Origin of the sequence: Saccharothrix algeriensis (assembly GCF_016907655.1) — a bacterium.
Taxonomy (GTDB): Bacteria; Actinomycetota; Actinomycetes; order Mycobacteriales; family Pseudonocardiaceae; genus Actinosynnema; species Actinosynnema algeriense.
This window is the reverse complement of sequence record NZ_JAFBCL010000001.1, coordinates 597,813-620,824: the sequence shown is the minus strand read 5'-3', so window position 1 is coordinate 620,824 and position 23,012 is coordinate 597,813. Positions and strand designations below refer to the sequence as shown.

Here is a 23,012-nt window from a genome sequence, read left to right as displayed (position 1 = left end):
TCGGCGCGGTGGGCCGACCGGCGAGGGGCGGAACGCCGAAGTGGCCGTGCCGGGCACGGATCCCGGTCACGACCACTTCGGGAGGGAGGCAGCGCTCCGCCCGACGCCCTCAGCTCGACGGCGGCGCGCTGGGCGCCGACGGGGGCGTCGTGGTCTCCTCCGACGACGGGGGCGGTGGCGTGGTGGTGGCGGTCGTCGTCGGGCCGCTCGGCGTCGTCGTCGGCGCCGTCGACGCGGTCACCGTCGGGACCGTGACCTCCGACGACGTGGTCGCCCGCGAGGTCGACGTCACCGCGGAGGTCGGGGCCGTCGCCGCCGTCGTCGAGGTCTGCGGCAGCGGGACGCCCTCCTCCCGCAGCACCTCGAGGATCCGGGCCTTGACGTCCTCCAGCGCCTGCTGGATCTGCTGGGCGGTCATGCCGGGGATGTCCTGCGCCAGCCGGGAGAGCTGGGCCCAGACCTCCTCCAGCCTGGCCTTGGCCTGCGGGCTGAGGTCCTCGGGCAGGCTGACGACCAGCTGCGAGGCCAGCGCGTAGGTCACGCACTCCACGCAGGAGTGGTTGACGGCCACGGCGATGTTCTCCGGCACCACCACGTTCGCCTCGCCGACCACCAGCACCACCTGGAACGCGACCGCGACGGTGGTGCAGCCCTGGCACGAGGCCAGCGCGTAAGCCTCGTTCCGGTTGTCCACCACGCCGTCGGTCTCCCACACCAGCGCGAAGGAGACCTTGTACTGCACCGACCCGTCGGTGGTGTTGACCGCGAGGGCCTGGTTGTCGCCCGGCCCGGGAGCTTCCGGGCGGTCGAACGGGAAGACCCACGTCGGCGCGTCGGCCCGGCCGTCGACCGGCACGAGGACCATCGCCAGCACCGGCTCGTCCTTCGTGGGCACCGGCGTCCCGCTGGGCCACGCCGTGCGGGCCGTCGCGGTCTCGGGGGCCTGCGTTCCCGCCGGCGGCTCCTGCGGCGCCGGCCCGGGGTCCGCCGCCACGGCGCTCACGGCGTCGGCCACCGTGCCGCGCTCCTCGGGCTGGATCGGCCGGTACCGCTCGCCCTGCGGCCACCACGCCCACAGCAGGCCCGCGACGACGGCCACACCGCACAGCACGACCAGCGCGCGCCGCCCCGGCCTGCCGTCGGTGGCCCGCCAGAGCTTCGCGCACAACCGCTGGACGAGCCGGACCAGCAGCAGGCCGATGCCCAGCACGGGCAGGGCGATCGCGGCGATCGAGAGCACCTTCACCAGCACCAGCGCCAGGTCGCCCTCGCCGAACGCCGCGCTCGCGGACCGCCACTGGTCGCCGACGCCCTGCCACGCCGTCGCCACGACCCGGGGGAGGGCCAGCACCAGCAAGGCCATGCCGACCAGCAGCAGCGGCACCACGAGGAGCACCCAGGTGGTCACCACGGCCCGCGCCCACGGCTTGAGCACCTTGGACTCGGGCTTGTCCCAGCGGTGCGGCAGCAGGCCCAGCAGCGTGGGCTTGATGTGCCGGAACAGGTCGGGCACGCCGGTGAGGTCGGCGAGCACGTGGTAGCCGTCGTAGCGGACCATGGGCGCGAGCTGGCGCACCATCTGCACGATCTGCGTCGCCACGACCAGCAGCAGCGCGTCCCAGCCGGTCAGCCACCAGACGCCCCACACGGCGACGGCCACCAGCGCGTTGAAGTACAGCCCGCCCAGGTCCGTGCGCAGCCGCCCGGCCCGGCCGAGCCGGTAGCTGTCGGTGACGTCGGTGTAGAAGGCGGGCCACAGCAGGTAGAGGCCGAAGCCCATCGCGCCGGGCGTCGCGCCGCCGTACCGGGCCGCCGCGGCGTGCCCGAACTCGTGGAAACCGGCCGACACCACCGTGGCGGCGAACACCAGCAGGAGCAGGGCGGGCTGGTGGAACGCCTGGTGGGTGGCGCCGGCCAGGCCCTTCTCGAACAGCACCCAGAAGGCCACCGCCGCGAACGCCGCCAGGGCCACCGCCACCGCGACGGGGTGGAACAGCCGGGCGAACGGCGCGGTGATCCGCCTGGTCACCGCGGGTTCGGTCACCACCCGGCGCAGGCGCAGGCCGAGCAGCGGCTCGGCCTTGCGGTGCTCGGGCTGCGAGCCGTCGGGCAGCGTCAGCACGCCGAGCGGTTCGAGCTTGGTCCTCAGCAGCAAGCGCACGTCGTCCGCGGACACCGACCGGCCGACGGCCCGCCCGACCCGGTCGGCGATCACCGCGTGGTCGGCGTGCCCGTCGACGGCCTCCAGCACCCGGTACAGCAGCGGGGTCAGCTGGAGCACCTGGCCGTCGGCGCGGCGGACCAGGGCCGGCGGCCGGCGGTAGCCGGAGTCGCGCAGCGAGCCGATCAGCTCGACGCCCTCGGCGCGGCGCGGCACGTCCCGGGGCGGGCGGGGCGCGGTGACCGCGCCCCGCCGGACCGGGCTCTCCCCTGAAGCGCTCATGGGATCGCTCACTGGTCGATGTCGGACCTCTGCTCGGCGTTCGCCTCGGCGGTGCCGTCGATGGTCTGCTGGATGATGGCGTCCTGCTGCGCGACCGCGGTCGCCTCCGAGCCCACGGAGCCGATGTTCGCGGCCACCGAGGCGTCGATCGGCGCGGCCACGTTGGCGTTGGCCGCCACGGCGCCGTTGATGGGCGCGGCCAGGTCGAGGTCGGCGGCCAGGTTCACGTCGACGTTGAGCAGGCCGCCGTCCAGCGCCGCGCCGGGATCGGTGGGCACGGCCACACCGGACGCCCGGGTGGGCGCGTCGCCGTCGGAGACCGGCTGGGTCTGCACCGGCGCCTCGCCACCGGCCACCGGCTGCGTCCGCACCGGCTCCTGGCCCTGGTCGATGGCGCTGTCCTGGGCGGAGTTCGCCACCGCCTCGCCGGTGATGCCCTGCTGGATCGCGACGCCCTGGTCGGACAGGGCCTGCGCGGTGGACCCGTCGGACAGCACGTTCGCGCCCACCGCCGCGTCGATCGGGGCCGCGACGTTGGCGTTGGCGGCCACCGCCAGGCCGATCGGCGCGGCCAGGTCCAGGCCGAGGTCCAGGTCCACGTTCAGGTCGAGCAGCGAGTAGACCTCTTTGTCCGGCAACGCCGTGCCGCCCTCGGCGGCCAGCTCGTCGTTCGACAGCGGGGGCAGGTTCGCTGCGCTCATCCGTCGCTCCGTTCTCGGTCGGACCGGCCGGTCTGGACGTTCGGCCGGTGATGGTTCAGACCATTACCCGGCTTCGGGGCGGTGAAACGGGGCAGGCGGCGCGATCCGCGACATCCACGCGGAAAACCCACCGCGTGGCGCGAAGACGTTCGGCCGAATGGCGGGATCGGAAGTGAAAAGCTTTCGGAACAGGACCCGTGGCGGGCTGGACCCCCACACGCCGGCGGCAGCGCGCACCAACGGCACCGCACCAGCAACACCGCCCCGACACCAACCACCCGGCAATTCACGGCTCACAGTTGTCGGCTCTCGGCACGCCCCGTGCAGTCCGGTGCTCTCGTGTTCTCCCCGTATGGCCTGCCCGGAGGGCTACCATGCTTTCTTGGGGGGTGCAAGCACGCTTTTCGCTTGCACCCCCCAAGAAAGCATGGTCGTCTTTGACAGGTCATGCGGGGGGAACACGACCGCTCTTTCTTTTCCTTCTCCTTGGCGGCCTGCCCGTCCGGCGAGGACTCTTTAAAGCTCTTCAGCCTTGGGCGGTACGGCCCCTAATCTCACCCGGATCGGTGCGCGATCTTGGTAAGAAAAGCGGCCGAGAGGCCCCCAAGGAGGAGGGAAGTGCGTCGTGTTCTCCCCGTACGGCCTGCCGGAGGCAATCATGCCGAGCTGGGGGTGTCAAGCGGTGAAGCGTGCTTGACACCCCCAGCTCGGCATGATTGGGCTGCGCCCAGGCCGTACGGGGAGAACACGAGGCACACGGCTGCGCTGAAGCGCCGCCGCGCGGAGCGCGGCCTACGGGGAGCTGAGCGCCGCCGCGCGGGGCGCGGCCTGAGGCGAGAGCTGAAGCGTGGGCGCGGCTTGGAAAAGCGGTGCCAGTGGTGTGGTCGCGTAAAGCTGCCGTAAGGCGTGATCCACGTGCTCGGGATCAAAAGCGGACGGCCACCCCGCGAAATCATCGCGGGGTGGCCGTGCGGCGGACCGAGGACTGCGGATCAGGAGGTGGGCTGGTCGCGCAGGAGGGTTGCCTCGTCGCCGATCGTCGTGTCGGGGCCGTGCCCGGTGTGGACGGTGGTGTCGTGGGGCAGGGTGAGCAGCTTCCGGGTGATCGAGTCGATGATGAGGTCGTGGCTGGAGTAGGAGCGACCGGTCGCGCCCGGACCGCCTTGGAACAGGGTGTCGCCGGTGAAGACGGCGCCCAGGTCGGGCGCGTGGAAGCAGCACGCGCCGGGGGAGTGGCCCGGGGTGTGCAGCACGTGCAGCGAGGTCCCGGCGATGTCCAGCGCCTGCCCGTCGGCCAGTTCGCCGTCGGGCTCGGTGCCGGGGTGGCACAGCCGCCACAGGACCAGGTCCGCCGGGTGCAGCAGGACCGGCGCGCCCGTCGCCTCGGACAGGGCCGGTGCGACGCGCACGTGGTCGTCGTGGGCGTGGGTGGCCAGGATGGCGCGCACCTCGCGGCCCGCCACCACCCGCAGGATCGCCTCGACGTCGTGCGGGGCGTCGACCACCACGCACTCGGAGTCGTCGCCGACGACCCAGACGTTGTTGTCCACCTGGTGCGTCTCGCCGTCCAGCGAGAAGGTGCCGGAGGTGACACCGCGGTCGATCCGCACCATCAGAAGACCACCACCGAGCGCAGCACGTCACCCTCGTGCATCCGCGTGAACGCCTGCTCGACCTGGTCCAGCGCGATGGTCTCGGTGACGAACGCGTCCAGGTCGAGGCGGCCCTGCCGGTACAGGTCGACCAGGTACGGGAAGTCGCGGGAGGGCAGGCAGTCTCCGTACCAGGACGACTTGAGCGAACCGCCGCGGGAGAAGAAGTCGATCAGCGGCATCTCCACCCGCATCTCCGGCGTCGGCACCCCGACCAGCACGACGGTGCCGGCCAGGTCGCGGGCGTGGAACGCCTGCTTCCACGTCTCCGGCCGGCCCACGGCGTCGATCACGACGTCCGCCCCGAAGCCGCCCGTCAGCTCGCGCACGCGCTCGACCACGTCCTCGGACGAGGAGTCGACGCGGTGCGTCGCGCCGAACCGCGCGGCCCAGTCCAGCTTCCGCGGGTCGATGTCCACGGCGATGACCGTGGTGGCGCCCGCGAGCCGCGCGCCCGCGATGGCGGCGTTGCCGACACCGCCGCACCCGATGACCGCGACGCTGTCACCCCGGCTCACGCCGCCGGTGTTCACCGCCGCGCCCAGGCCCGCCATGACGCCGCAGCCGAGCAGGCCCACCGCGACCGGTGACGCGTCCGGGTCGACCTTGGTGCACTGGCCGGCGTGCACGAGCGTCTTCTCGGCGAACGCGCCGATGCCCAGCGCCGGGGCCAGCGGCGTGCCGTCCGCCAACGTCATCGGCTGCCCGGCGTTGTGGGTGTTGAAGCAGTACCAGGGCTTGCCCTTCAGGCACGCCCGGCACGCGCCGCACACGGCGCGCCAGTTCAGGATGACGAAGTCGCCCGGCGCCACGTCGGTCACGCCGGCGCCGACGGACTCCACGACCCCGGCGGCCTCGTGGCCCAGCAGGAACGGGAACCTGTCCTCGATCCCGCCCTCGCGGTAGTGCAGGTCGGTGTGGCACACACCGCACGCCTGCACCCGCACCACGGCCTCTCCCGGGCCCGGGTCGGGCACGAGCACCTCGACGACCTCGACCGGTGAGCCTTTGCCGCGCGCGATGACGCCTTGAACCGCCTGTGCCACGAAGAACTCCTCACGCTGATCCGCGTCCGGGTGTCAGACCAGGACCATACGTGCGGCCCGGACCGGGCGCGCGAGGTGTCGCGGCGGCTACCGCGGCGCGCCGGGGGCGGGCGCGCCCGCGCGGTCGCGGTCGGCGCCACCCGGGACCGCGCCGGACCCGCCGCCGATCAGCTCGGCCTGGCGCGCGGTCAGGGGCCGGCCGCCCTCCTCGGCCAGCTGGTCCAGCAGCAGCGCGGCGGTGTGGGCGAGGTGGGCGCGCAGGGCCCGCATGGCGGCCTCCGGGTCGCGGGCGGCGACGGCGGCGAGGACGGGTTCGTGCTCGGCCACGATCTCGCCCAGGGTGCGCGACCGCCCGGCGGTCGAGGCGCCCAGGGTCGTGGTGGTGTCGCGCAGGCCGGCCACGGTCGCGGCCAGCCGGGCGTTGCCCCCGGCCAGCAGCAGGTGGTGGTGGAACCGCCGGTCGTGGCGCATGAAGCGGGCGTCGTCGCCTTCGGCCGCGGTGGCGCGCATGGCGTCCAGCTCCTCGCGCAGCGCCGCGACGAGGGCGTCGTCGGCGTGCCGCGCGGCCAGGCCCGCCGCCGGGACCTCCAGCAGCAGGCGCAGGTGGAAGACCTCCACGACCTCGTGCGGGTCGCGCTTGAGGACCCGGAAGCCGCGGTTGCGCTCGAAGCGGACCATGCCGGCCTCCGCCAGGCGCAGCAGCGCCTCGCGGACCGGCGTCCGGGAGACCTTCAGGCGCTCGGCGAGCTGGTAGGCCGAGTACAGCTCGCCGGCCTTCAGCTCGCCGTCCAGGACGGCGGCGCGGACGGCGTCGACCACCTGGTCGGTCAGGCTCGACGCACCTGCGATCTCGCGCACTCGCCCGCCTCTTTCCCCGGTCGCCGTCGGCGGCAGCTTATCGGCGCTCGGCGGGTGCGCCGCGCGTCGTGCCCGGCGGCCACGCGGCCTTGACGAGTAGCATGTCACATGCGAGCGTCAGGGGCGCCGACCGGCGAGCAGGGGCGGGCCGGCAGCCGCGACACCGGAGGGACGACCAGTGGGCGCCACGGTTCCCGAGTCCGTCTTCACCCGCGGCGCGCCGGCGTCGGAGTTCGGGCCGGGCGCCGCCGACGAGGTCGGCTTCGACCTCGCCCGGCTGGGCGCGCGCCGGGCCCTGGTGGTCACCGACGCGGGGGTGGCGGCCACCGGCGCGCCGCAGCGCGCCACCGGGCTGCTCGTGCCCGGCGCCGAGCGCCCCGACGGCCCCGCCGAGCACCTGCCCGCCGCGATCGAGCGGCTGATGCGTGACCTCGGCCTGCCCGACGGCATCGGCGGCGTCGGCTGCGCCGAGGGCGACGTCCCGGCGCCGGCGGCGGGGACGGTGCGGCAGCAGCGGCTGCCGGCCACCGCCCCGCGCCCGGTCACCGGGGACGACGTCGCCGGCACCTGCGCCCGTTCGCCGTCCCCGTGGTGAGCCGGGCCGCGGGACGACCGGAGGAGGAAGCGCCGTGAGCACCGATCCGGGCACGGGAGCGCTGGCGGCGCGCCTGCGCCGCGCCGGGGTGGCCGAGGTGGACACCTCGGACCGCCGGCGCGCCGAGTACTCCGGCGACGCCTCGCTGTACCGGGTCCTGCCGCGGGCGGTGGTGTTCCCCCGGCACGTGGACGAGGTCGCCGCGGTGCTGGAGGTCTGCCGCGCCAGCGGGGTCCCGCTCACCTCGCGCGGCGCGGGCACGTCGATCGCCGGGAACGCGGTCGGCCCCGGCGTGGTCCTGGACTTCTCCCGCCACCTGGGCTCGGTGCTGTCGGTCGACCCGGACGCGCGCACCGCCGTCGTGGAGCCGGGCGCGGTGCTGGCCCGGCTCCAGCGCCACGCCGCGCCGCACGGCCTGCGCTTCGGGCCCGACCCCTCGACGCACAACCGCTGCACCCTCGGCGGGATGATCGGCAACAACGCGTGCGGCTCGCGCGCGCTCGCCTACGGCCGCACGGCCGACAACGTGGTGGCGCTGGACGTCCTGACCGGCGCCGGCGAGCGGTTGGCGGTGGGCGCGGGAGGCGCGGCGGGCACGGGGTCGCCGCTGCCCGCCCGGCTGGCGGAGCTGACGCGGGCCAACCTGGCGGTCATCCGCACCGAGTTCGGGCGCTTCACCCGGCAGGTCTCCGGCTACGCGCTGGAGCACCTGCTGCCGGAGAACCGCTTCGACGTGGCGCGGATGCTCGTGGGCACCGAGGGCACCTGCGCGGTGACGCTCGGCGCGACCGTGCGCCTGGTCGACGCGCCCGCCGCGACGGTGCTGGTGGCCCTGGGCTACCCCGGGATGGCGGAGGCGGCCGACGCGGTGCCCGCCGTGCTGCCGCACGCGCCGGTCGCGCTGGAGGGCATCGACGACCGGATCGTCCAGGTGGTCCGCGACCGGCGCGGGCCGGCCGCCGTGCCGCCGCTGCCCGCCGGCGCCGGCTGGCTGCTGGCCGAGGTGCCGGGCGCCACGGTGGCCGAGGCGGCGGTCGCGGCGGCGGCGGTGGTCGCCGACGCCGGCGCGCTGGACAGCGCGATCGTCGTCGACGCCGCGCAGGCCGCCGCGCTGTGGCGCATCCGCGAGGACGGCGCGGGCCTGGCCTCGCGCAGCTCGGCCGGGGCGCCCGCCCACGCGGGGTGGGAGGACTCCGCCGTGCCGCCGGACCGGCTCGGCGCCTACCTGCGCGAGTTCGACGCGCTGCTGACCGACCGGGGCCTGACCGGCACGCCCTACGGCCACTTCGGCGACGGCTGCCTGCACGTGCGCATCGACTTCCCCTTCGACAAGCCCGGCGGGACCGCCCTGTTCCGCGGGTTCCTGCACGACGCCGCGCGGCTGGTCGGCTCCTACGGCGGATCGCTGTCCGGCGAGCACGGTGACGGCCGGGCGCGCGGGGAACTGCTGCCGCTGATGTACTCCGAGCGCGCGATCGGCCTCTTCGCCGCGGTGAAGCACGTCTTCGACCCCGACGACCTGCTCAACCCCGGCGTCGTGGTGCGGCCGGCGGCGCTCGACGCCGACCTGCGGCCGACCCGGGTCGTGAACCACCTGCCCGCCCGCCGCGCGGGCCTGGCCCTGGCCCACGACGGCGGCGACTTCGCCGCCGCGGTCCACCGGTGCACCGGGGTCGGCAAGTGCCGGGCCGACACCACCGCGACCGGCGGCGTGATGTGCCCGTCGTACCTGGCGACCCGCGACGAGAAGGACTCCACCCGGGGGCGCGCCCGCGTGCTCCAGGAGGCGGTGTCCGGTTCGCTGACGGCACGCGGCTGGCGCTCCCCGGAGGTGCGCGAGGCGCTGGACCTGTGCCTGTCCTGCAAGGGGTGCGCGTCCGACTGCCCCACCGGCGTCGACATGGCCTCGTACAAGGCCGAAGTGCTCCACCAAGCCTACCGCCGCCGGCTGCGCCCGGCCTCCCACTACTCGCTGGGCGCGCTGCCCCGGTGGGCGCGGATCGCCTCCCTCGCGCCGCGCCTGGTCGACGGGCTGCTGTCGCTGCGCCCCGTCGCGACCGCGGCCCGGTTCCTCGCCGGGATGGACCAGCGGCGCGCGTTGCCGCGCTTCGCCCCCCGGACCTTCCGCCGGTGGTTCGCCGACCGCGGCCCGGCGGGCGGCGGCACACCCGTCCTGCTGTGGGTGGACACCTTCACCGACCACTTCTCACCGGAGGTCGGCATCGCCGCCGTGCGCGTCCTGGAGGCCGCCGGGTTCTCCGTCCGCGTCACCGACCGCAAGGTCTGCTGCGGCCTGACCTGGATCAGCACCGGCCAGCTCGACACCGCGCGCCGCGTCCTGGGCCGGGGGCTGGACTCGCTGGCCCCGCACGTCCGCGACGGCGTGCCGGTGGTCGCGCTGGAGCCGTCCTGCGCCGCGGTGCTGCGCTCGGACGCCGTCGAGCTGCTCGGCCCGGGGGACGCCCGGGCGACGGCGGTGGCGGAGGCGACGCACACCCTGGCCGAGCTGCTCGCCCGGCGCGCTCCCGAGTGGGCGCCGCCGCGGCTCGACGGGGTGCGGGCCGTCGCCCAGCCGCACTGCCACCACCACGCCGTGCTGGGCTGGCGGGCCGACGAGGAGCTGCTGCGCTCCGCGGGCGCGTCCGTCCGCGCCGTCGGCGGGTGCTGCGGCCTGGCGGGCAACTTCGGGGCCGAGCGCGGGCACTACGACGTCTCGGTCAGGATCGCCGAGACCTCGCTGCTGCCCGCGGTGCGCGCGCTCCCGGAGGACGGCGTGGTCCTGGCCGACGGCTTCTCCTGTCGGACCCAGCTGGACCACCTCGCCGCCCGCCGCGGCCGGCACCTCGCCGAGCTGCTGGCCGACCACCTGCCCGACGGCGCCGACCGCCCGGGTGACCGGCCCTGACGAAGTGGTCGGCGAGGACTTCCGGGCGCGGGTCGCCCCGGACTCCTCCCGGGAGGCGCACGAGCGCGACGCGGGAATCGCCCGGCGCGTCACCGGCAACGCCGTGGAGACGTTCCGGCCGGCCGAGGACCTCGTGCCCGGCGCTACGGGATCGTGATCGCCCTCATCCGCTCGATCTCGTCGGACTGGGAGGCCACCACGTCGTTCGCCATCTCCTCCACGCGCACGTCGGTGCCCTTCGAGAGGAGGTCGAGGGCCATCGTCAGCGCGCCCTCGTGGTGGGCGATCATCAACCGGAGGAACAACCGGTCGAAGTCGGGGCCGCGCGCGGCGGCCAGCGCGGCCAGCTCCTCGTCGGTCGCCATCCCGGGCATGGTCGCGTGGTCCACGTGCGGCAGCGTGCCGCTGTGGCCGTGCGCGGGCGCCTTCTCCGCGAACTGCCGCTGCCACTGCTCCATGGCCCCGATCTCCGGGCCCTGGGTGTCGTGGATGCGCGAAGCGAGGCCCTTCACCGTGTCGTTCGACGCCCTCTCGGGCGCGAGCGCGGTCATGTCCAGGGCCTGCCGGTGGTGGGCGATCATGCTCGCCACGTACCTCAGGTCGGCCTCGCCGGGCGCCACCCACCGGTCGGTGCCCACGTCGCCGGGCGCCAGCGTCTCGGCCTGCTCGCCCGGCCTCCCCGGAACGATGACCGGGGCCTCCTCCGCCGGCTGCGCCGTGCACGCGGCCAGGAACGCGATCGCCACCGCCACGAGCAAGATCCGCACACCGCACCCCCTGGCTCCGGTCGCCACCGTACCGGCACGTCCCACCAGCCGGAAGCCGTCACCTTACCGACGAACGGGCCTGGTGGTTAGCGTTGCGAAGGGGCGATACTGCCTTCCCTGCTACAGGTGGGAAGGGGAGACCTGAAGTGACAGCACGCTACTCGGCACGCCGGCGAGGGCCCGTCGCGGCCCTCGGGGCGCTCGCGCTCGCACTCTCCGCTCTGGTCGCGGCTCCGCAGGCGGTGGCGGAGCCGGGCGCCGACCCCGACCTCGCCGGCCTGTCGGAGGCCCAGCTCGCCGCCCAGGAACAGCCGGGCACGGGCATCCCCGGGGTGGACGAGATCCGCAACAGCCGCAACGTCAAGCACCTCGCGAACCTGCCCAAGCCCGCCCCGTTCACCGAGAGCTCCTCCTGGACCGACCTCGCCTTCCAGGACGGCTACGCCTACGACGGCAACTACGACGGGTTCGTCGTCTACGACATCCGCGACCCGCACCGGCCCAAGATCGTCAGCAAGGTGCTCTGCCCCGGCTCCCAGAACGACATCTCGGTCAAGGACAACCTGCTGTTCCTGTCCACCGACTCGTCGCGCAGCGACGACTCGTGCTCCAGCACCCCGCTGCCCGCCACCAACAAGAGCGCGTGGGAGGGCGTCAAGATCTTCGACATCAGCGACAAGCGCAACCCGCGCTACATCGCCGCGGTCGAGACCAAGTGCGGTTCCCACACCCACACGCTGGTGCCGGACAAGAAGGGCCGCAACGCCTACCTGTACGTCTCCTCCTACGCGCCCGACGCGTCGTTCCCCGACTGCCAACCGCCGCACGACCTGATCTCCATCGTGAAGGTCCCCCTGAAGGACCCGGCGTCGGCCACGCTGCTGTCGGAGCGGGTCGTGTTCCCCGACGGCGGCAACCCAGGCCGCCCCGGTGACGTGCCCAGCGGCTACGTGCGGGCGACCTCCGGCTGCCACGACATCACCGTCTACCCGTCGAAGGACCTCGCGGCCGGCGCCTGCATGGGCGACGGCGTGCTGTGGGACATCTCCGACCGCGAGAAGCCCCGCGAGATCCACCGCGTGCAGGACGACGCGAACTTCGCGTTCTGGCACTCCGCCACGTTCAACAACGCCGGCACCAAGGTCGTCTTCACCGACGAGCTGGGCGGCGGCGGCGCGGCGACCTGCAACGAGACCATCGGCAAGACCCGCGGCGCGAACGGCATCTACGACATCACCGGCCGCGGCGACGACCGGGAGCTGGAGTTCCGCTCGTACTACAAGATCTCCCGGACCCAGGCCGACACCGAGAACTGCGTGGCGCACAACGGCTCGCTGATCCCCGTGCAGGGGCGCGACATCATGGTGCAGGCGTGGTACCAGGGCGGCATCTCGATCTGGGACTTCACCGACTCCCGCAACCCCAAGGAGATCGGCTGGTTCGAGCGCGGCCCGCTGCCCGACGGCAAGGGCGGCGGCGCGTGGTCGAGCTACTACTACAACGGCTACATCTACTCCTCCGACATCGCCAAGGGCTTCGACGTGCTGGACATCCGCGACCCGCGCGTGCTGTCCGCGAAGTTCATCCGCGTGGGCGAGTTGAACGTGCAGACGCAGGGCCAGTACCGGGAGCTGTTCCCGAGGAGGTAGACCCCGAACGCGTGCCGGGGAGGCCCGCCCGGACCACCGGGCGGGCCTCCCGCCGTCGGCGCGGGCCGGGTGGTGGCGGTGGACAGCCCGACCGGGCTCGTGGCCCGGGTGGGCGGCGAGCAGACCGTGCGGCCCCGGCCCACCGCGCCGCCGGGCACCGCGTTGCCGGCGGAACTGCCCGAAGTGGACCCCGTCGAGCGGCGCGGGCCGCAGCCGGTCATGCGGGGTCGGGCTGAACGGGGTGGTGGAGCCGCGCCGGCCCGGCGGCACGTCACCGGCGCCGCGCGACCCGGCGCCGCGCACCGCTCAGGCCGGGCCCCGCCGGCCGGTCGAGTCCGACGGGTCGGGTGACCACCGCACCGACCGGGCGGCGGGCACCGCCCGGTCGCCGCCGAGCAGGGCCAGGCGGTCGGCCAGCCCGGGGGCGCGCGGGTCGCCGGCGTCGCTGAAGATCTTGAACGCCTGCTCCCAGCCCTCCTCGGCCGCCGCGAACGCCCGCGCGCGCCAGCGGAGCTCGCCCAACAGCGTCAACGCCCCCGCCTTGCCCAGGGAGTCGCCGATCCGGTCGTAGAGCCGAACGGCCTGCCGGGCGTGCAGGGTCGCCGTCACGACGTCGCCCCGGTCCCGCCGGATCAGGGCCAGCCGGGCGCAGGCCCGCGCCACCACCTCCCGGACGCCGGTCCCGCGGTGCAGCTCCACGGCTCGGCGGACGTACTGCTCGGCGACGTGCAGCTCACCCTGTTCCCGGTGCAGCTCGCCCAGCTCGACGAGCGTGTCGGCCTGGCCGGTGGTGTTGTTCATCGCCACCCGCAGTTCGAGCGCCCGGTGCAGGTGCGCCGCCGCGTCGACCCGGTTGCGCCGTTCCCGCGCCAGGACCCCGAGGCGGTGCCAGGTCGCCGCCTCCGGTTCCATCGGCGAAGACCCGCGGGCGATGCACAGGACCTGCTCGTAGAGCTGCACCCCCCGGTCCACCCGGCCCTCCGCGACCTCCACCCGGGCGAGGTTGTGCAGGGACGAGGCCAGCCCCCGGGGCTCGCCGAGCTGCTGCGCGATGCCGTGCGCCAGGTGGAAGCACTTGCGCGCCTCGAAGAACGCCGACTGCCTGAGGTGCATCAGGCCGAGGTCGTTGTACGCCGCGCCCTCGCCGTCCAGGTCGCCTTCGACCTGGGCCGAGCCGATGGCCATCACCAGCGCGAACCGGGCCTCGTCGTAGTAGCCGCACCGCCTGAACATGTCCCCGAGGACGTGCGCCAGCCTGCTGACGTGGGCGTGCAGGCCGCGCCGGGCAGCCAGGTCGAGGACCGCCACCAGGTTCGCGCGCTCCCCGATCACCCAGCCCTGGGCTTCGCGGTCGTGGCCGAACTGCAGCGGCACGACGCCCTCGACCGGGGGCGGCACCGGAACGCCGGGCCGGTACGGGAAGGCGACCGCGTCGGCCTCCTTCGCGGTGTGCAGGAAGAAGTCGATCAGCCGCACCTCGGCGGCGCGGCGCTGCTCCTCCGGCTCGTCCGAGACCGCGCACTCCTGCGCGTAGTCGTGCAGCAGGTCGTGGAACCGGTAGCGGCGCAGCGACCCCGGCTGCTCCACCAGGTGCGCCGCGACGAGCAGGTCCAGGCAGTCCAGCGCGGCGGCGCGGGGCACGCCGAGGAGCGCGGTCGCGGTGTCGATGCTGATGTCGGGACCGGGGTGGAGGCCGAGCAGCCGGAACACCCGGCGGTCGGCGCGGCGCAGCGCGCGGTAGGACCAGGAGAAGACCGTCTTCAGGCTGCCGTCACCGCCGTCGCCGTGGTCGCCGAGGGCCAGCAACCGCCGTTCGTCGCTGAGCTGCTCGAAGAACTCCGCCAGCGGGGCGCCCGGGCTGGTGGCGATGCGGTGGGCCACGATGTCGATCGCCAGCGGCAGCCCGCGGCACAGCGCCACCAGGTCCTGCACGGCCCGGCGCTGGTAGGTGCTGCGGTCGCCGATCCTGGCGTCGAGCATCCGCGTGGCGTCGGCCGGGTCCATCGAGGCCACCGGGAACGCGCGGTGCCCCAGGCCGGGGATGCGGTTGCGGCTGGTGAGCACGACCGTGCAGGTGCGCAGCAGCGGCAGCAGCGGTTCCACCTGGGGCAGGCCGCGGACGTTGTCGAGCAGGACCAGCACCCGCCGGTTCGCCAGGATGAGCTCCAGGCGCCGGGCCCGCTGCTCCGCCGTGGTGAGGTGGTCCACGTCGGCGCCCAGCGCCTCGAGGAAGTTGTCGACGACGGTGCCGGCCTGCAGGGCGTTCTCGGCGGAGAACCCCTTGAGGTCGCAGTGCAGCACGCCGTCCGGGAACTGCGGCGCCACGCGGTGCGCCCAGTGCACGGCGAGCGCCGTCTTGCCGACGCCGGCCGCGCCGTCGAGCAGCACGATTCCCGGCCGCGGTTCCCGCTTCGCGCAGCCGGTCACCGCGTCGACCTTCGCCAGCAGCACCTGCCGGCCGACGAAGTCCTCGACGTCGTGCGGCAGCCGGCGGGGCGGCCGCGCGTTTTCCCGGGGGCGACGGGATTCCACCTGCGCCGGTTCGGCCAGGCCCTCGAAGAACTCCTTCAGCGCCGCCGCCGCCGCGTCCTCGAACTCGTCCTGCAACCGCTTGCGCATGGCGAAGTAGTAGGACGTCATCTCGGTTCGCAGGTGCAGGCCGTGCAATGCCTCCAACCGGCGCATCACCAGCGCCAGGTGGGCGGCGTCCTCGGCCGGCAGACCGTCGACCTGGGCCAGCGCCGCCCGGAATTCCCCGAGGGCGATCAGGTTCTCGCACAGCGCGTTCTGCAGCGGGATCCACAGGTTCTCCCGGGCGTTGCGCCGCCAAGCCTCGGCCGGTTCACCCGGCAGGTCGGCCAGCGGCAGGTCGGTCCAGTGCCCGACGGCCTCCCGCAGCAGCGCCACCGCCGCTCCCGGGTCGCGCAGCAGGCGGGCGCGGTCGAGCAGGGTGGTGGCGGCGAAGTAGTCGATCCCCGCCCGGTCGGCGACGATCCGGTACGCGCCCCGCCGCTGCTCCAGCACCGCTTCGGCCCGCATCTGCCGGAGGCCGTCCCGGATCCGCTTGGCGTAGTTGTAGAAGGTCTGGGCCAGGTTCTTCGGCAGCTTGTCGTCGGCGGTCCACATCCAGTCGACGAGGCTCACCGTCGTGAACCACTCGCCCGGTCTGGTCAGCAGCGCGCCGAGCATCGCCCGGGTTTTGGGCGCGGCCCAGTCCCGGCGCAGCCGCGCGCCTATTCGTATCCGAGTTTGTCCCAAGATCGTGAACAGACTGGTCACAGCGCCACCCCTCGCTGGAGTCCGTCCAGTATTGTGCGCCGCCGGCGACCGCGAGTGCCCCATCAGTAACGTTATAGCCTCGGAAAGGCCGCTGACAGGCGTTCGACAGCCAATGGGCGGGCATTGGCCCGCAAGCGTGCGGAAGTGCTCGCGCGGCCCGCCCCGAACTGCGCGGACCGCGGCTGCGGAGACCTCCGACAGGGTATTGATGACGGTCGCCCCGAGGATTCCCCCGTCATCTCGAATCGGGAATGGGGAGGAACCGTGACCGGGAATCCATGGACCAACGGGCCGATCGGGCTGCGGGCGGCGTCGCGGATCACGCGGGCGGGGTGCCGCGTCGTCCTGGTCGTCGTCCCGCACGTCGTGGCGGGGACCCGCCTGGTCGACCTGCTGCCCCTGCTGGAGGCCGACCACCGCGTGCAGGTGCTGTTCACCGTCGAGGGGTCGACGCACGGCACCGCCGAGTTCGTGCGCGACCTCGGCGGGCACGTGCTGCCCTGGGAGCAGGCGATCAGGCACCGGTTCGACCTGGTGCTCGCGGCGAGCTTCCGCGGTCTGGACCAGCTGCACGGGAAGATCATGGTGGTGCCGCACGGGGCGGGCGCGCTGAAGTCGCGGTCGCGGTCGCCGGAGCCGGGCCGCGTGGCCGCGCACGGGTTGAGCCGCGAGCAGCTCGTCCGGGACGGCCGGGTGGTGCCCTCGGCGATCGTGCTGGCGCACCGCGACGAACTCGACGCCCTGCGGGAGTCCTGCCCGGAAGCCGCGCCGGCCGCGGTGGTGGCGGGCGACCTGTGCCTCGACCGGGTGCTGGCCAGCGAGCCGTACCGGGAGCACTACCGGCGGGCGCTGGGCGTCCTGCCGGGGGAGTCGCTGGTCACGGTCAGCTCCTCGTGGACGACGCACTCCACCTTCGGGGCGCACATCGGGCTGTACCGGCGGCTCCTCGACACCGGCCACCGCGTCGCCGCGGTGCTGCACCCCAACATCTGGAGCGTGCACGGCGCGCGCCAGGTGCGCGCGTGGCTGCCCGAGGGCCTGTTGGTCCTGCCGCCGGAGGAGGGCTGGCGGGCGGCGGTGGTGGCGGCCGACGTGGTCGTCGGCGACTTCGGCTCGACCACCCAGTACGCGGCCGCCCTGGGCCGGCCGATCCTGCTGGTGCCGGTGCCGGCGATCCTGATCCGGCCGGGCAGCCCGGCCGACCTGGTGTACCGGGGCGCCCCCGTGCTCGACCCGGTCGCGCCGCGGCTCGACGCGGCCGTCGCGGTGCCCGGCCTGGCCCGGGCGATCAGCTCGTGCCCCGGCGGGGCCGGCGCCGCCACCCGCCGCGCCGCCTACCGGCTGCTGGACCTGCCGGAGCCGGCGCGGGCCGTGCCGGTGTCGCCCGTGGCGGTGCCGCGTGCCCTGGGGTGACTGGCGCCCGGTGGCCCGCGGGGCCTGGCAGGTCGTCGGCGGGCCGTGGGACGGGCTCCTCGTGGTCGACCGGCGGGCCGCGACGCCCCGCTGGACCGCGGTGGCCGACGTCCTGCTCTACCCGGTCAGCCTGGCCGCGATGCGCTCGGGCACCGGTTCGCCGACCGCGGTGTAGGCCGCCGCCGCGGCGCGCAGCCGCTCCTGCGCGCCGGCCGGGTCGCCCCGGCTCTCCGCCACGTCGGCGAGGGGGACGAGCACGTCGGCGAGGTAGTGGGGCGACCCGGTCCCCGCCAGGGCGGGCAGCGCGGCCTCGAGCAGCCGCGCCGCCTCGTCCACCCGGCCGAGCGCCAGCTTCGGGAGCGCGAGCAGGCCGCGCGCGCGGGCCGCCTCCACCACCTGGCCGAGCTCGACCAGGACCGCTTCGGCGGTGGCGAGTTCGACGATCGCCTCCTCGTGGCGGCGCAGGTCGGTCAGCGCCTCGCCGATCCGGCGGTGGGCCAGGGCGACGCCGCGCCGCCGACCCAGGTCCGACTCGATCTCCAGCGCCCGCCGGAAGTGCGCCAGCGCGGCGGCCGGGTCCCGGCGGCCGCGCGCGATCCGGCCGAGCTGGCTGACCGCCGTGGCGACCGACCCCCGGTCGCCGGCGGTCTCGCCCAGGCGCAACGCCAGCTCGACCTGCTCGGACGCGTCGGCCTCGCGCCCCAGGCCGACGTAGCCGACCGCCAGTTGCAGCCGCAGCCGCGCCTGGGCCACCACGTGCCCGCACGCGTGCGCCGACCCGACCCCGATCTCGTGCGCGAGGACCCAGTCCGCGAGGTGGCGCCGGTGCAGGAAGAAACCCCACATGGCCTCGGTGAGCTGCCAGGCCAGGTCGTGCCAACCCCGCTCGGCCGCCTCGCCGATCGCGGTCACCAGGTTGCCGCGCTCGGCCACCAGCCAGTCCAGCGCCTCCGCGGCGCGGGGGAACGCCGGTCGCGCGCCGCGGAAGAGCGGCCCGACCCGGGGCCGATCGGGCACCACGGCGAGGTCGGCCCCGACCGCGCGGTGCAGGTACCACTCCACCACGCGGCGGAGGGCGGCGTCGCTCTCCGCCGCGGAGTGCCAGTCCGCCTGCCGCCGGGCGTGCAGGCGGAGCAGGTCGTGGAAGCGGAACCGCTCGTCGCCCACCTCGGTCAGCAGGTTCTTCTCCACCAGCTCGTCGAGCACCGGCTCGACCTCGGGCGGCGGCTCGCCGGCCGCCGCCGCTGCCGCCTCCAACCCGAAGGAGCCGCCGGGGTGCACCGCGCACAGCCGGTACACGCGGGCGTGCCGCGCCGGGAGGTCCACATAGGACTTGTCGAGAACGGCCTCCACCGAGAGACCGCCCTGGACGGCGAGCGAGCCCAGGCGTTCCGAGCGCAGCGAGCCGACCTCCTTGGACAGCGTCCGCCGGGGGTGGGTGGACAGGCGGGCGCCCACCACGCACAGCGCGATGGGCAGCCCGCCGCACAGGCGCGCCAGCTCGCGGGCGGCGTCGGGCTCGGACGCGACCCGTTGGCCGACCGCGCGTTCGAGCAGCTCCAGCGACGCCTCCACGTCGAAGGACTCGACCTCCACGAACCGCGCGCCGTCGACCGCGAGACCGCTGAGCCGCCACCGGCTCGTGACCACGACCGCGCTGCGGGCCGCGGTCGGCAGCAGCGGCCGCACCTGGGCGGCGGAGACCGCGTCGTCGAGCAGCAGGGACAGCGAGCGGTCCGCGGTCAGGGTCCGGAACAGCGCCTGTCTTCGCTCCAGGCCCAGCGGGATGCCCGAGGCGCGGACGCCCAGCGCCACCAGGAACCACTCCAGGACCTCCTCCGGGGTGGCGGGACCGCCCGGCGAGTGCGCGCCGAGGTCGACGTAGAGCTGGCCGTCCGGGAACCGCGCTCGCGCGTCGTGCAGCCAGCGCAGCGCCAACGACGTCTTGCCGACCCCCGCCGGCCCGCTCACGACGGCGACCAGCGCGCCCTCGTCGTCGAGCAACCGGTTCAGGTGGGCCAGTTCCCGGCGCCTGCTGGTGAACAGCCTGGGGGCGGGCGGGAGCTGGCGCGGGACCACCGGCTCCGCCCCCCGGCGGTGGAAGTGCACCTCCCCGACGCTGCCCGCCTGGACCACCGGCCCGTGCGCCGTGCCGGACACGACGTTCTCCCCACCTCGGTACACGCACACCCCTCCCCGCGCGCTCGGTGTGATCCGAGTGTCACAGACGGGGTGGGCCCGCGGTGCCGCCAGTCGTCGCGAGCCAGGGTGATGCCGCAGCGCGACACGGCTCCGGCCCGCCTTCGCGGATCAAGGCGGGCCGGAGCTGCGCGGGCCTCGTCAGACGGCGGTCACCGGGAGCGCCGCCGCGACGGAGTCCACGCTCCAGTAGTCGCTGGTGTCGCCCTTGGCCGCCGCGACGGAGGTGAAGCCGGTGCTCCGGTGCTCACCGGGGACGCCCGAGATCACCGCCGCACCCAGCGCGGCCGACATGACAAGGCCCGCAACGGACTTTCTCACCAAAGTTCTTCCTTCGATTCCGGGAATTGATCGCTTCCTGCCCTGGAACGGGCGGGGGCGTTGATCATGGCACGGTCGCCGACCTGTGATTACAGGTGGTAGGGAATACTGCCGGTAGTCGGCCTGCCTTTGGGCGGGCCGACCGAGCCACACGTTCGGCCGCACGGCGGTGGGGCGCGGCGGTGCCCCGGGTGATCAAAGGCTTAGTTGATCACCCGCTGATGACCTCTGATGTCGGAGCGCCCGCACCATTCGGCCGAATGCGCACTGACCGTCAATGCCATGGAAAGATCATCTCATACTTTCGGGTGAACTCCTAGCGAGAGGGGGTGGAGTGGGTGACACGCAAAGCAGAGCGACGCGGCTGTAAGTGAAAAGGATTCGCTATGGCGTCGAGCGCGTTGCCGTGCAATGCCAGGCGACCCGGACTAGCGCGCCGACCGGTTCGGCGGCCCGCCGCGCCCGTCCGGGGGCCCCGCGATCTGCTCGGGGCGGACCGGGACGCGGGAGAGGGGCAGGCCGGTGGCCGCGCGAATGGCGGCCACGATCGCCGGGGTGGCGGAGATGGTGGGGGGCTCGCCCGCGCCGCGCAGGCCGTAGGGCGCGTTCGGGTCGGCCAGCTCCAGCACGTCGATGGCCATCGGCGGCACGTCCAGCGCCGTCGGGATGAGGTAGTCGGTGAACGACGGGTTGTGGACCTCGCCGCCGGAGGTCCGGATCTCCTCCATCACGGCCAGCCCCAGGCCCTGCGCCGAGCCGCCCTGGATCTGGCCCTCCACCGCCTGCGGGTTGAGGGCCTTGCCGACGTCCTGCGCGCAGGCCAGCTCCACCACCTTCACCAGGCCCAGCTCCACGTCCACGTCGACCACCGCCCGGTGCGCGGCGAACCCGTACTGGACGTGCGCGCGACCCTGGCCGGTCACCGGGTCCAGCGGCTCGGTCGCCCGGTGGCGCCACTCGGTGGTCTCGTCGACCACCTCGTCGCCGAGCAGCTCGGCGAGGCCCACCGCGCCCCGCCCGGCCGCCAGCCGCGCCAGCCGCTCCCTGACCGCGGCGCACGCGGCCCGCACCGCGCCGCCGGTCACGTAGGTCTGCCGGGACGCCGACGTCGAGCCGCCGTTGCCGATGCCGGTGTCCATCGGCAGGATCGTGACTTGCTCCACGCCCAGTTCGGTGCGCACGATCTGCTGGACGACCGTCACCAGGCCCTGCCCCACCTCGCACGCGGCGGTCTGCGCCAGGGCGACCGGTTCGCCGTTGACGACCTGGAGCCGCACCCGCGCCGTGGAGTAGTCGTCGTAGCCCTCGGAGAAGCAGATGTTCTTGACCCCGACGGCGTAGCCCACACCGCGCACCACGCCTTCGCCGTGCGTCGTGTTGGACACCCCGCCGGGCATGTCGCGCAGGTCGGTGACGGCGGCCGGGGGCGGCAAGGGCTTGTCCCGCACCAGTTCCAGCAGCCGGGCGACCGGGGCGGGGGAGTCGAGCACCTGCCCGGTCGGCATCACCGAGCCCTCGGACAGCGCGTTGCGGATCCGCACGTCCACCGGGTCCATGCCCAGCGCCTCGGCCAGTCTGTCCATTTGGGACTCGTAGGCGAAAGCCGCCTGCACGGCGCCGAAACCGCGCATCGCGCCGCACGGCGGGTTGTTGGTGTAGACGCCCCAGCAGTCCACCGTCACGTTGTCGACCTCGTACGGCCCGACGCCGAGCGTCGCCGCGTTCGCCACCACCGCCGGTGTGCTCGACGCGTACGCGCCGCCGTCCAGGTGGATCCGCGCCTTGACGTAGACCAGCTTGCCGGTGCGGTCCGCGCCGTGCTCGTAGTGCAGCACCGCCGGGTGCCGGTGCACGTGCCCGTAGAACGACTCCCTGCGGTTGTAGACCATCTTCGTCGGCTTGCCGGTGCGCAGTGCCAGCAGGCACGCGTGGACCTGCATCGACAGGTCCTCCCGCCCGCCGAACGCGCCACCGACGCCGGACAGCGCGAGCCGCACCCGCTCCAGCGGCAGCCCCAGCGCCGAGGCCACCTGCGCCTGGTCGACGTGCAGCCACTGGGTCGCGACGTACAGGTCGACCCCGCCGTCCTCGGCGGGCACGGCGAGCCCCGCCTCGGGCCCCAGGAACGCCTGGTCCTGCATCCCGACCTCGTACCGGCCGGTGACCACGACCTCGGCCCGCGCGCCCTGGTCGCCGCGCCGCACCGGCACGTGCCGCACGAGGTTCCCGCCGGGGTGCAGCGGGGTGTCGTGCTGGGCGGTCTCCATGTCCAGGACCGGGGTCAGGACCTCGTACTCGACCCCGATGCGCTTCATCGCCCGCACCGCGGTCTCCGGGTGGTCCGCGCCCACCAGCGCGACCGGCTCCCCCTGGTAGCGCACGACGTCCTCGGCCAGCACCGGCTGGTCCCGGCGCTCCAGCCCGTACAGGTTGCGCCCCGGGACGTCCCGGTGGGTGAGCACGGCGTGCACCCCGGGCACCTTCAGCGCCTCGGTCAGGTCGACCGAGGCGATCCGCGCGTGCGGGTGCGGGCTGCGCAGGGTCGCGCCCCAGATCATGTCCTCGTGCCACAGGTCGGAGGCGTAGGCGAACTCGCCGCGCACCTTGAGGACGCCGTCCGGCCGCTGCGGGCTGGAGCCGACGCCGCCGGGCGTCGCGGAGGTCAGCGCCGCCGGGGCCGGGCCCGCGGCCCCTCCTCCCGCGCCGGGGGTCATGGCCTGCCCTTGCGCGCCGCGAGCCGCACGGCGTCGAGGATCTTCTCGTACCCGGTGCAGCGGCACAGGTTCCCGGCCAGCGCCTCCCGGATCTCCGCGTCGGTCGGGTCGGGCACGCGGGCGATCAGGTCGTGCGCCGCGATGACCAGACCGGGCGTGCAGAACCCGCACTGCACCGCACCCGCCGCCACGAACGCCTCCTGCACCGGGTCGAGCCGGTCGCCCTGGCGGGCGAGCCCCTCGACCGTGCGGACCTCGCGCTCCTGCGCCTGCCCGGCGGCGACCAGGCACGCGCACACCGGCACGCCGTCGAGGTACACCGTGCACGACCCGCACTCGCCCTGCTCGCAGGCGTTCTTGGAGCCCGGCAGCCCCAGCCGCTCGCGCAGCAGGAACAGCAGGCTCTCACCCTCCCAGACGTCGTCGGCCACGCGCGGCTCACCGTTGACCGTCACGTTCACGCGCACGGC

17 protein-coding genes are annotated in these 23,012 nt (G+C 74.5%); 6 read left to right on the top strand and 11 right to left on the bottom strand.

What is annotated here, in order from left to right; translation table 11 throughout:
• Positions 1-109: 109 nt before the first annotated feature.
• The 5 genes from JOE68_RS02440 to JOE68_RS02420 form a co-directional block, all read right to left on the bottom strand.
• Positions 110-2,443 carry a zinc metalloprotease gene (locus JOE68_RS02440; protein WP_204840722.1) on the bottom strand — a complete coding sequence of 778 codons (2,334 nt, stop codon included), beginning with the start codon at positions 2,441-2,443 and terminating at the stop codon, positions 110-112.
• An 8-nt stretch (positions 2,444-2,451) separates the two neighbouring features.
• Positions 2,452-3,144, bottom strand: coding sequence for a peptidoglycan-binding protein (locus tag JOE68_RS02435; protein ID WP_204840721.1), 693 nt, complete (start codon positions 3,142-3,144; stop codon positions 2,452-2,454).
• Between the two features lie 992 nt (positions 3,145-4,136).
• Positions 4,137-4,757 (bottom strand): MBL fold metallo-hydrolase, encoded by a 621-nt coding sequence (locus JOE68_RS02430; protein WP_239562096.1) that lies wholly within the window; start codon positions 4,755-4,757, stop codon positions 4,137-4,139.
• Positions 4,757-5,842, bottom strand: coding sequence for an S-(hydroxymethyl)mycothiol dehydrogenase (locus JOE68_RS02425; protein ID WP_204840720.1), 1,086 nt, complete (start codon positions 5,840-5,842; stop codon positions 4,757-4,759). Before JOE68_RS02425 ends, JOE68_RS02430 begins: the two co-directional genes overlap by 1 nt.
• Positions 5,843-5,929: 87 nt before the next feature.
• Positions 5,930-6,700, bottom strand: coding sequence for a GntR family transcriptional regulator (locus tag JOE68_RS02420; protein ID WP_204840719.1), 771 nt, complete (start codon positions 6,698-6,700; stop codon positions 5,930-5,932).
• Positions 6,701-6,878: 178 nt separating this feature from the next.
• Between JOE68_RS02420 and JOE68_RS02415 the strand changes: the two genes are divergently transcribed.
• From JOE68_RS02415 to JOE68_RS02405, 3 genes are read left to right on the top strand one after another with little or no spacing between them, the layout of a single operon-like run.
• Complete coding sequence (locus JOE68_RS02415) at positions 6,879-7,295, top strand: hypothetical protein (protein ID WP_204840718.1); 417 nt, start codon at positions 6,879-6,881, stop codon at positions 7,293-7,295.
• Positions 7,296-7,329: 34 nt separating this feature from the next.
• Positions 7,330-10,200 carry an FAD-binding and (Fe-S)-binding domain-containing protein gene (locus JOE68_RS02410; protein WP_204840717.1) on the top strand — a complete coding sequence of 957 codons (2,871 nt, stop codon included), beginning with the start codon at positions 7,330-7,332 and terminating at the stop codon, positions 10,198-10,200.
• Positions 10,187-10,357, top strand: a complete 171-nt coding sequence (locus JOE68_RS02405; RefSeq protein WP_204840716.1) for a hypothetical protein — start codon at positions 10,187-10,189, stop codon at positions 10,355-10,357. Before JOE68_RS02410 ends, JOE68_RS02405 begins: the two co-directional genes overlap by 14 nt.
• Here the strand turns inward: JOE68_RS02405 and JOE68_RS02400 are convergent.
• On the bottom strand, positions 10,344-10,967 hold the full coding sequence (locus JOE68_RS02400; protein WP_204840715.1) for a DUF305 domain-containing protein: 624 nt from the start codon (positions 10,965-10,967) through the stop codon (positions 10,344-10,346). The two genes, JOE68_RS02405 and JOE68_RS02400, sit on opposite strands and share 14 nt — an antisense overlap.
• A 146-nt stretch (positions 10,968-11,113) precedes the next feature.
• Between JOE68_RS02400 and JOE68_RS02395 the strand changes: the two genes are divergently transcribed.
• The gene (locus tag JOE68_RS02395; protein ID WP_204840714.1) at positions 11,114-12,616 is read left to right on the top strand and encodes an LVIVD repeat-containing protein; all 1,503 of its coding nucleotides are present in this window, start codon (positions 11,114-11,116) and stop codon (positions 12,614-12,616) included.
• A 306-nt stretch (positions 12,617-12,922) separates the two neighbouring features.
• On the opposite strand, the gene JOE68_RS02390 is transcribed toward JOE68_RS02395, so the two are convergent.
• Positions 12,923-15,895 (bottom strand): AfsR/SARP family transcriptional regulator, encoded by a 2,973-nt coding sequence (locus JOE68_RS02390; RefSeq protein ID WP_204840713.1) that lies wholly within the window; start codon positions 15,893-15,895, stop codon positions 12,923-12,925.
• Between the two features lie 264 nt (positions 15,896-16,159).
• On the opposite strand from JOE68_RS02390, the gene JOE68_RS02385 reads away from it, so the two are divergent.
• Positions 16,160-17,308: a hypothetical protein gene (locus tag JOE68_RS02385; RefSeq protein ID WP_204840712.1), complete on the top strand. Its 1,149-nt coding sequence runs from the start codon at positions 16,160-16,162 to the stop codon at positions 17,306-17,308.
• Positions 17,295-17,483 carry a hypothetical protein gene (locus JOE68_RS02380; RefSeq protein ID WP_204840711.1) on the top strand — a complete coding sequence of 63 codons (189 nt, stop codon included), beginning with the start codon at positions 17,295-17,297 and terminating at the stop codon, positions 17,481-17,483. The genes JOE68_RS02385 and JOE68_RS02380 overlap by 14 nt, the downstream gene beginning before the upstream one ends.
• Here JOE68_RS02380 and JOE68_RS02375 read toward each other — a convergent pair.
• The 4 genes from JOE68_RS02375 to JOE68_RS02360 form a co-directional block, all read right to left on the bottom strand.
• On the bottom strand, positions 17,426-19,492 hold the full coding sequence (locus tag JOE68_RS02375; RefSeq protein WP_204840710.1) for an ATP-binding protein: 2,067 nt from the start codon (positions 19,490-19,492) through the stop codon (positions 17,426-17,428). The genes JOE68_RS02380 and JOE68_RS02375 overlap by 58 nt on opposite strands.
• Before the next feature lie 156 nt (positions 19,493-19,648).
• Positions 19,649-19,828 carry a hypothetical protein gene (locus JOE68_RS02370; RefSeq protein WP_204840709.1) on the bottom strand — a complete coding sequence of 60 codons (180 nt, stop codon included), beginning with the start codon at positions 19,826-19,828 and terminating at the stop codon, positions 19,649-19,651.
• Between the two features lie 428 nt (positions 19,829-20,256).
• On the bottom strand, positions 20,257-22,542 hold the full coding sequence (locus JOE68_RS02365; RefSeq protein ID WP_204840708.1) for a molybdopterin cofactor-binding domain-containing protein: 2,286 nt from the start codon (positions 22,540-22,542) through the stop codon (positions 20,257-20,259).
• Positions 22,539-23,009, bottom strand: a complete 471-nt coding sequence (locus JOE68_RS02360) for a (2Fe-2S)-binding protein (RefSeq protein ID WP_204840707.1) — start codon at positions 23,007-23,009, stop codon at positions 22,539-22,541. The genes JOE68_RS02365 and JOE68_RS02360 overlap by 4 nt, the downstream gene beginning before the upstream one ends.
• Positions 23,010-23,012 lie beyond the last annotated feature (3 nt).

Coding starts and splice junctions, on each gene's coding strand:
- JOE68_RS02435 (WP_204840721.1), bottom strand. CDS start 3,144: ATGAGCGCAGCGAACCTGCCCCCGCTGTCGAACGACGAGCTGGCCGCC.
- JOE68_RS02440 (WP_204840722.1), bottom strand. CDS start 2,443: ATGAGCGCTTCAGGGGAGAGCCCGGTCCGGCGGGGCGCGGTCACCGCG.
- JOE68_RS02430 (WP_239562096.1), bottom strand. CDS start 4,757: ATGGTGCGGATCGACCGCGGTGTCACCTCCGGCACCTTCTCGCTGGAC.
- JOE68_RS02365 (WP_204840708.1), bottom strand. CDS start 22,542: ATGACCCCCGGCGCGGGAGGAGGGGCCGCGGGCCCGGCCCCGGCGGCG.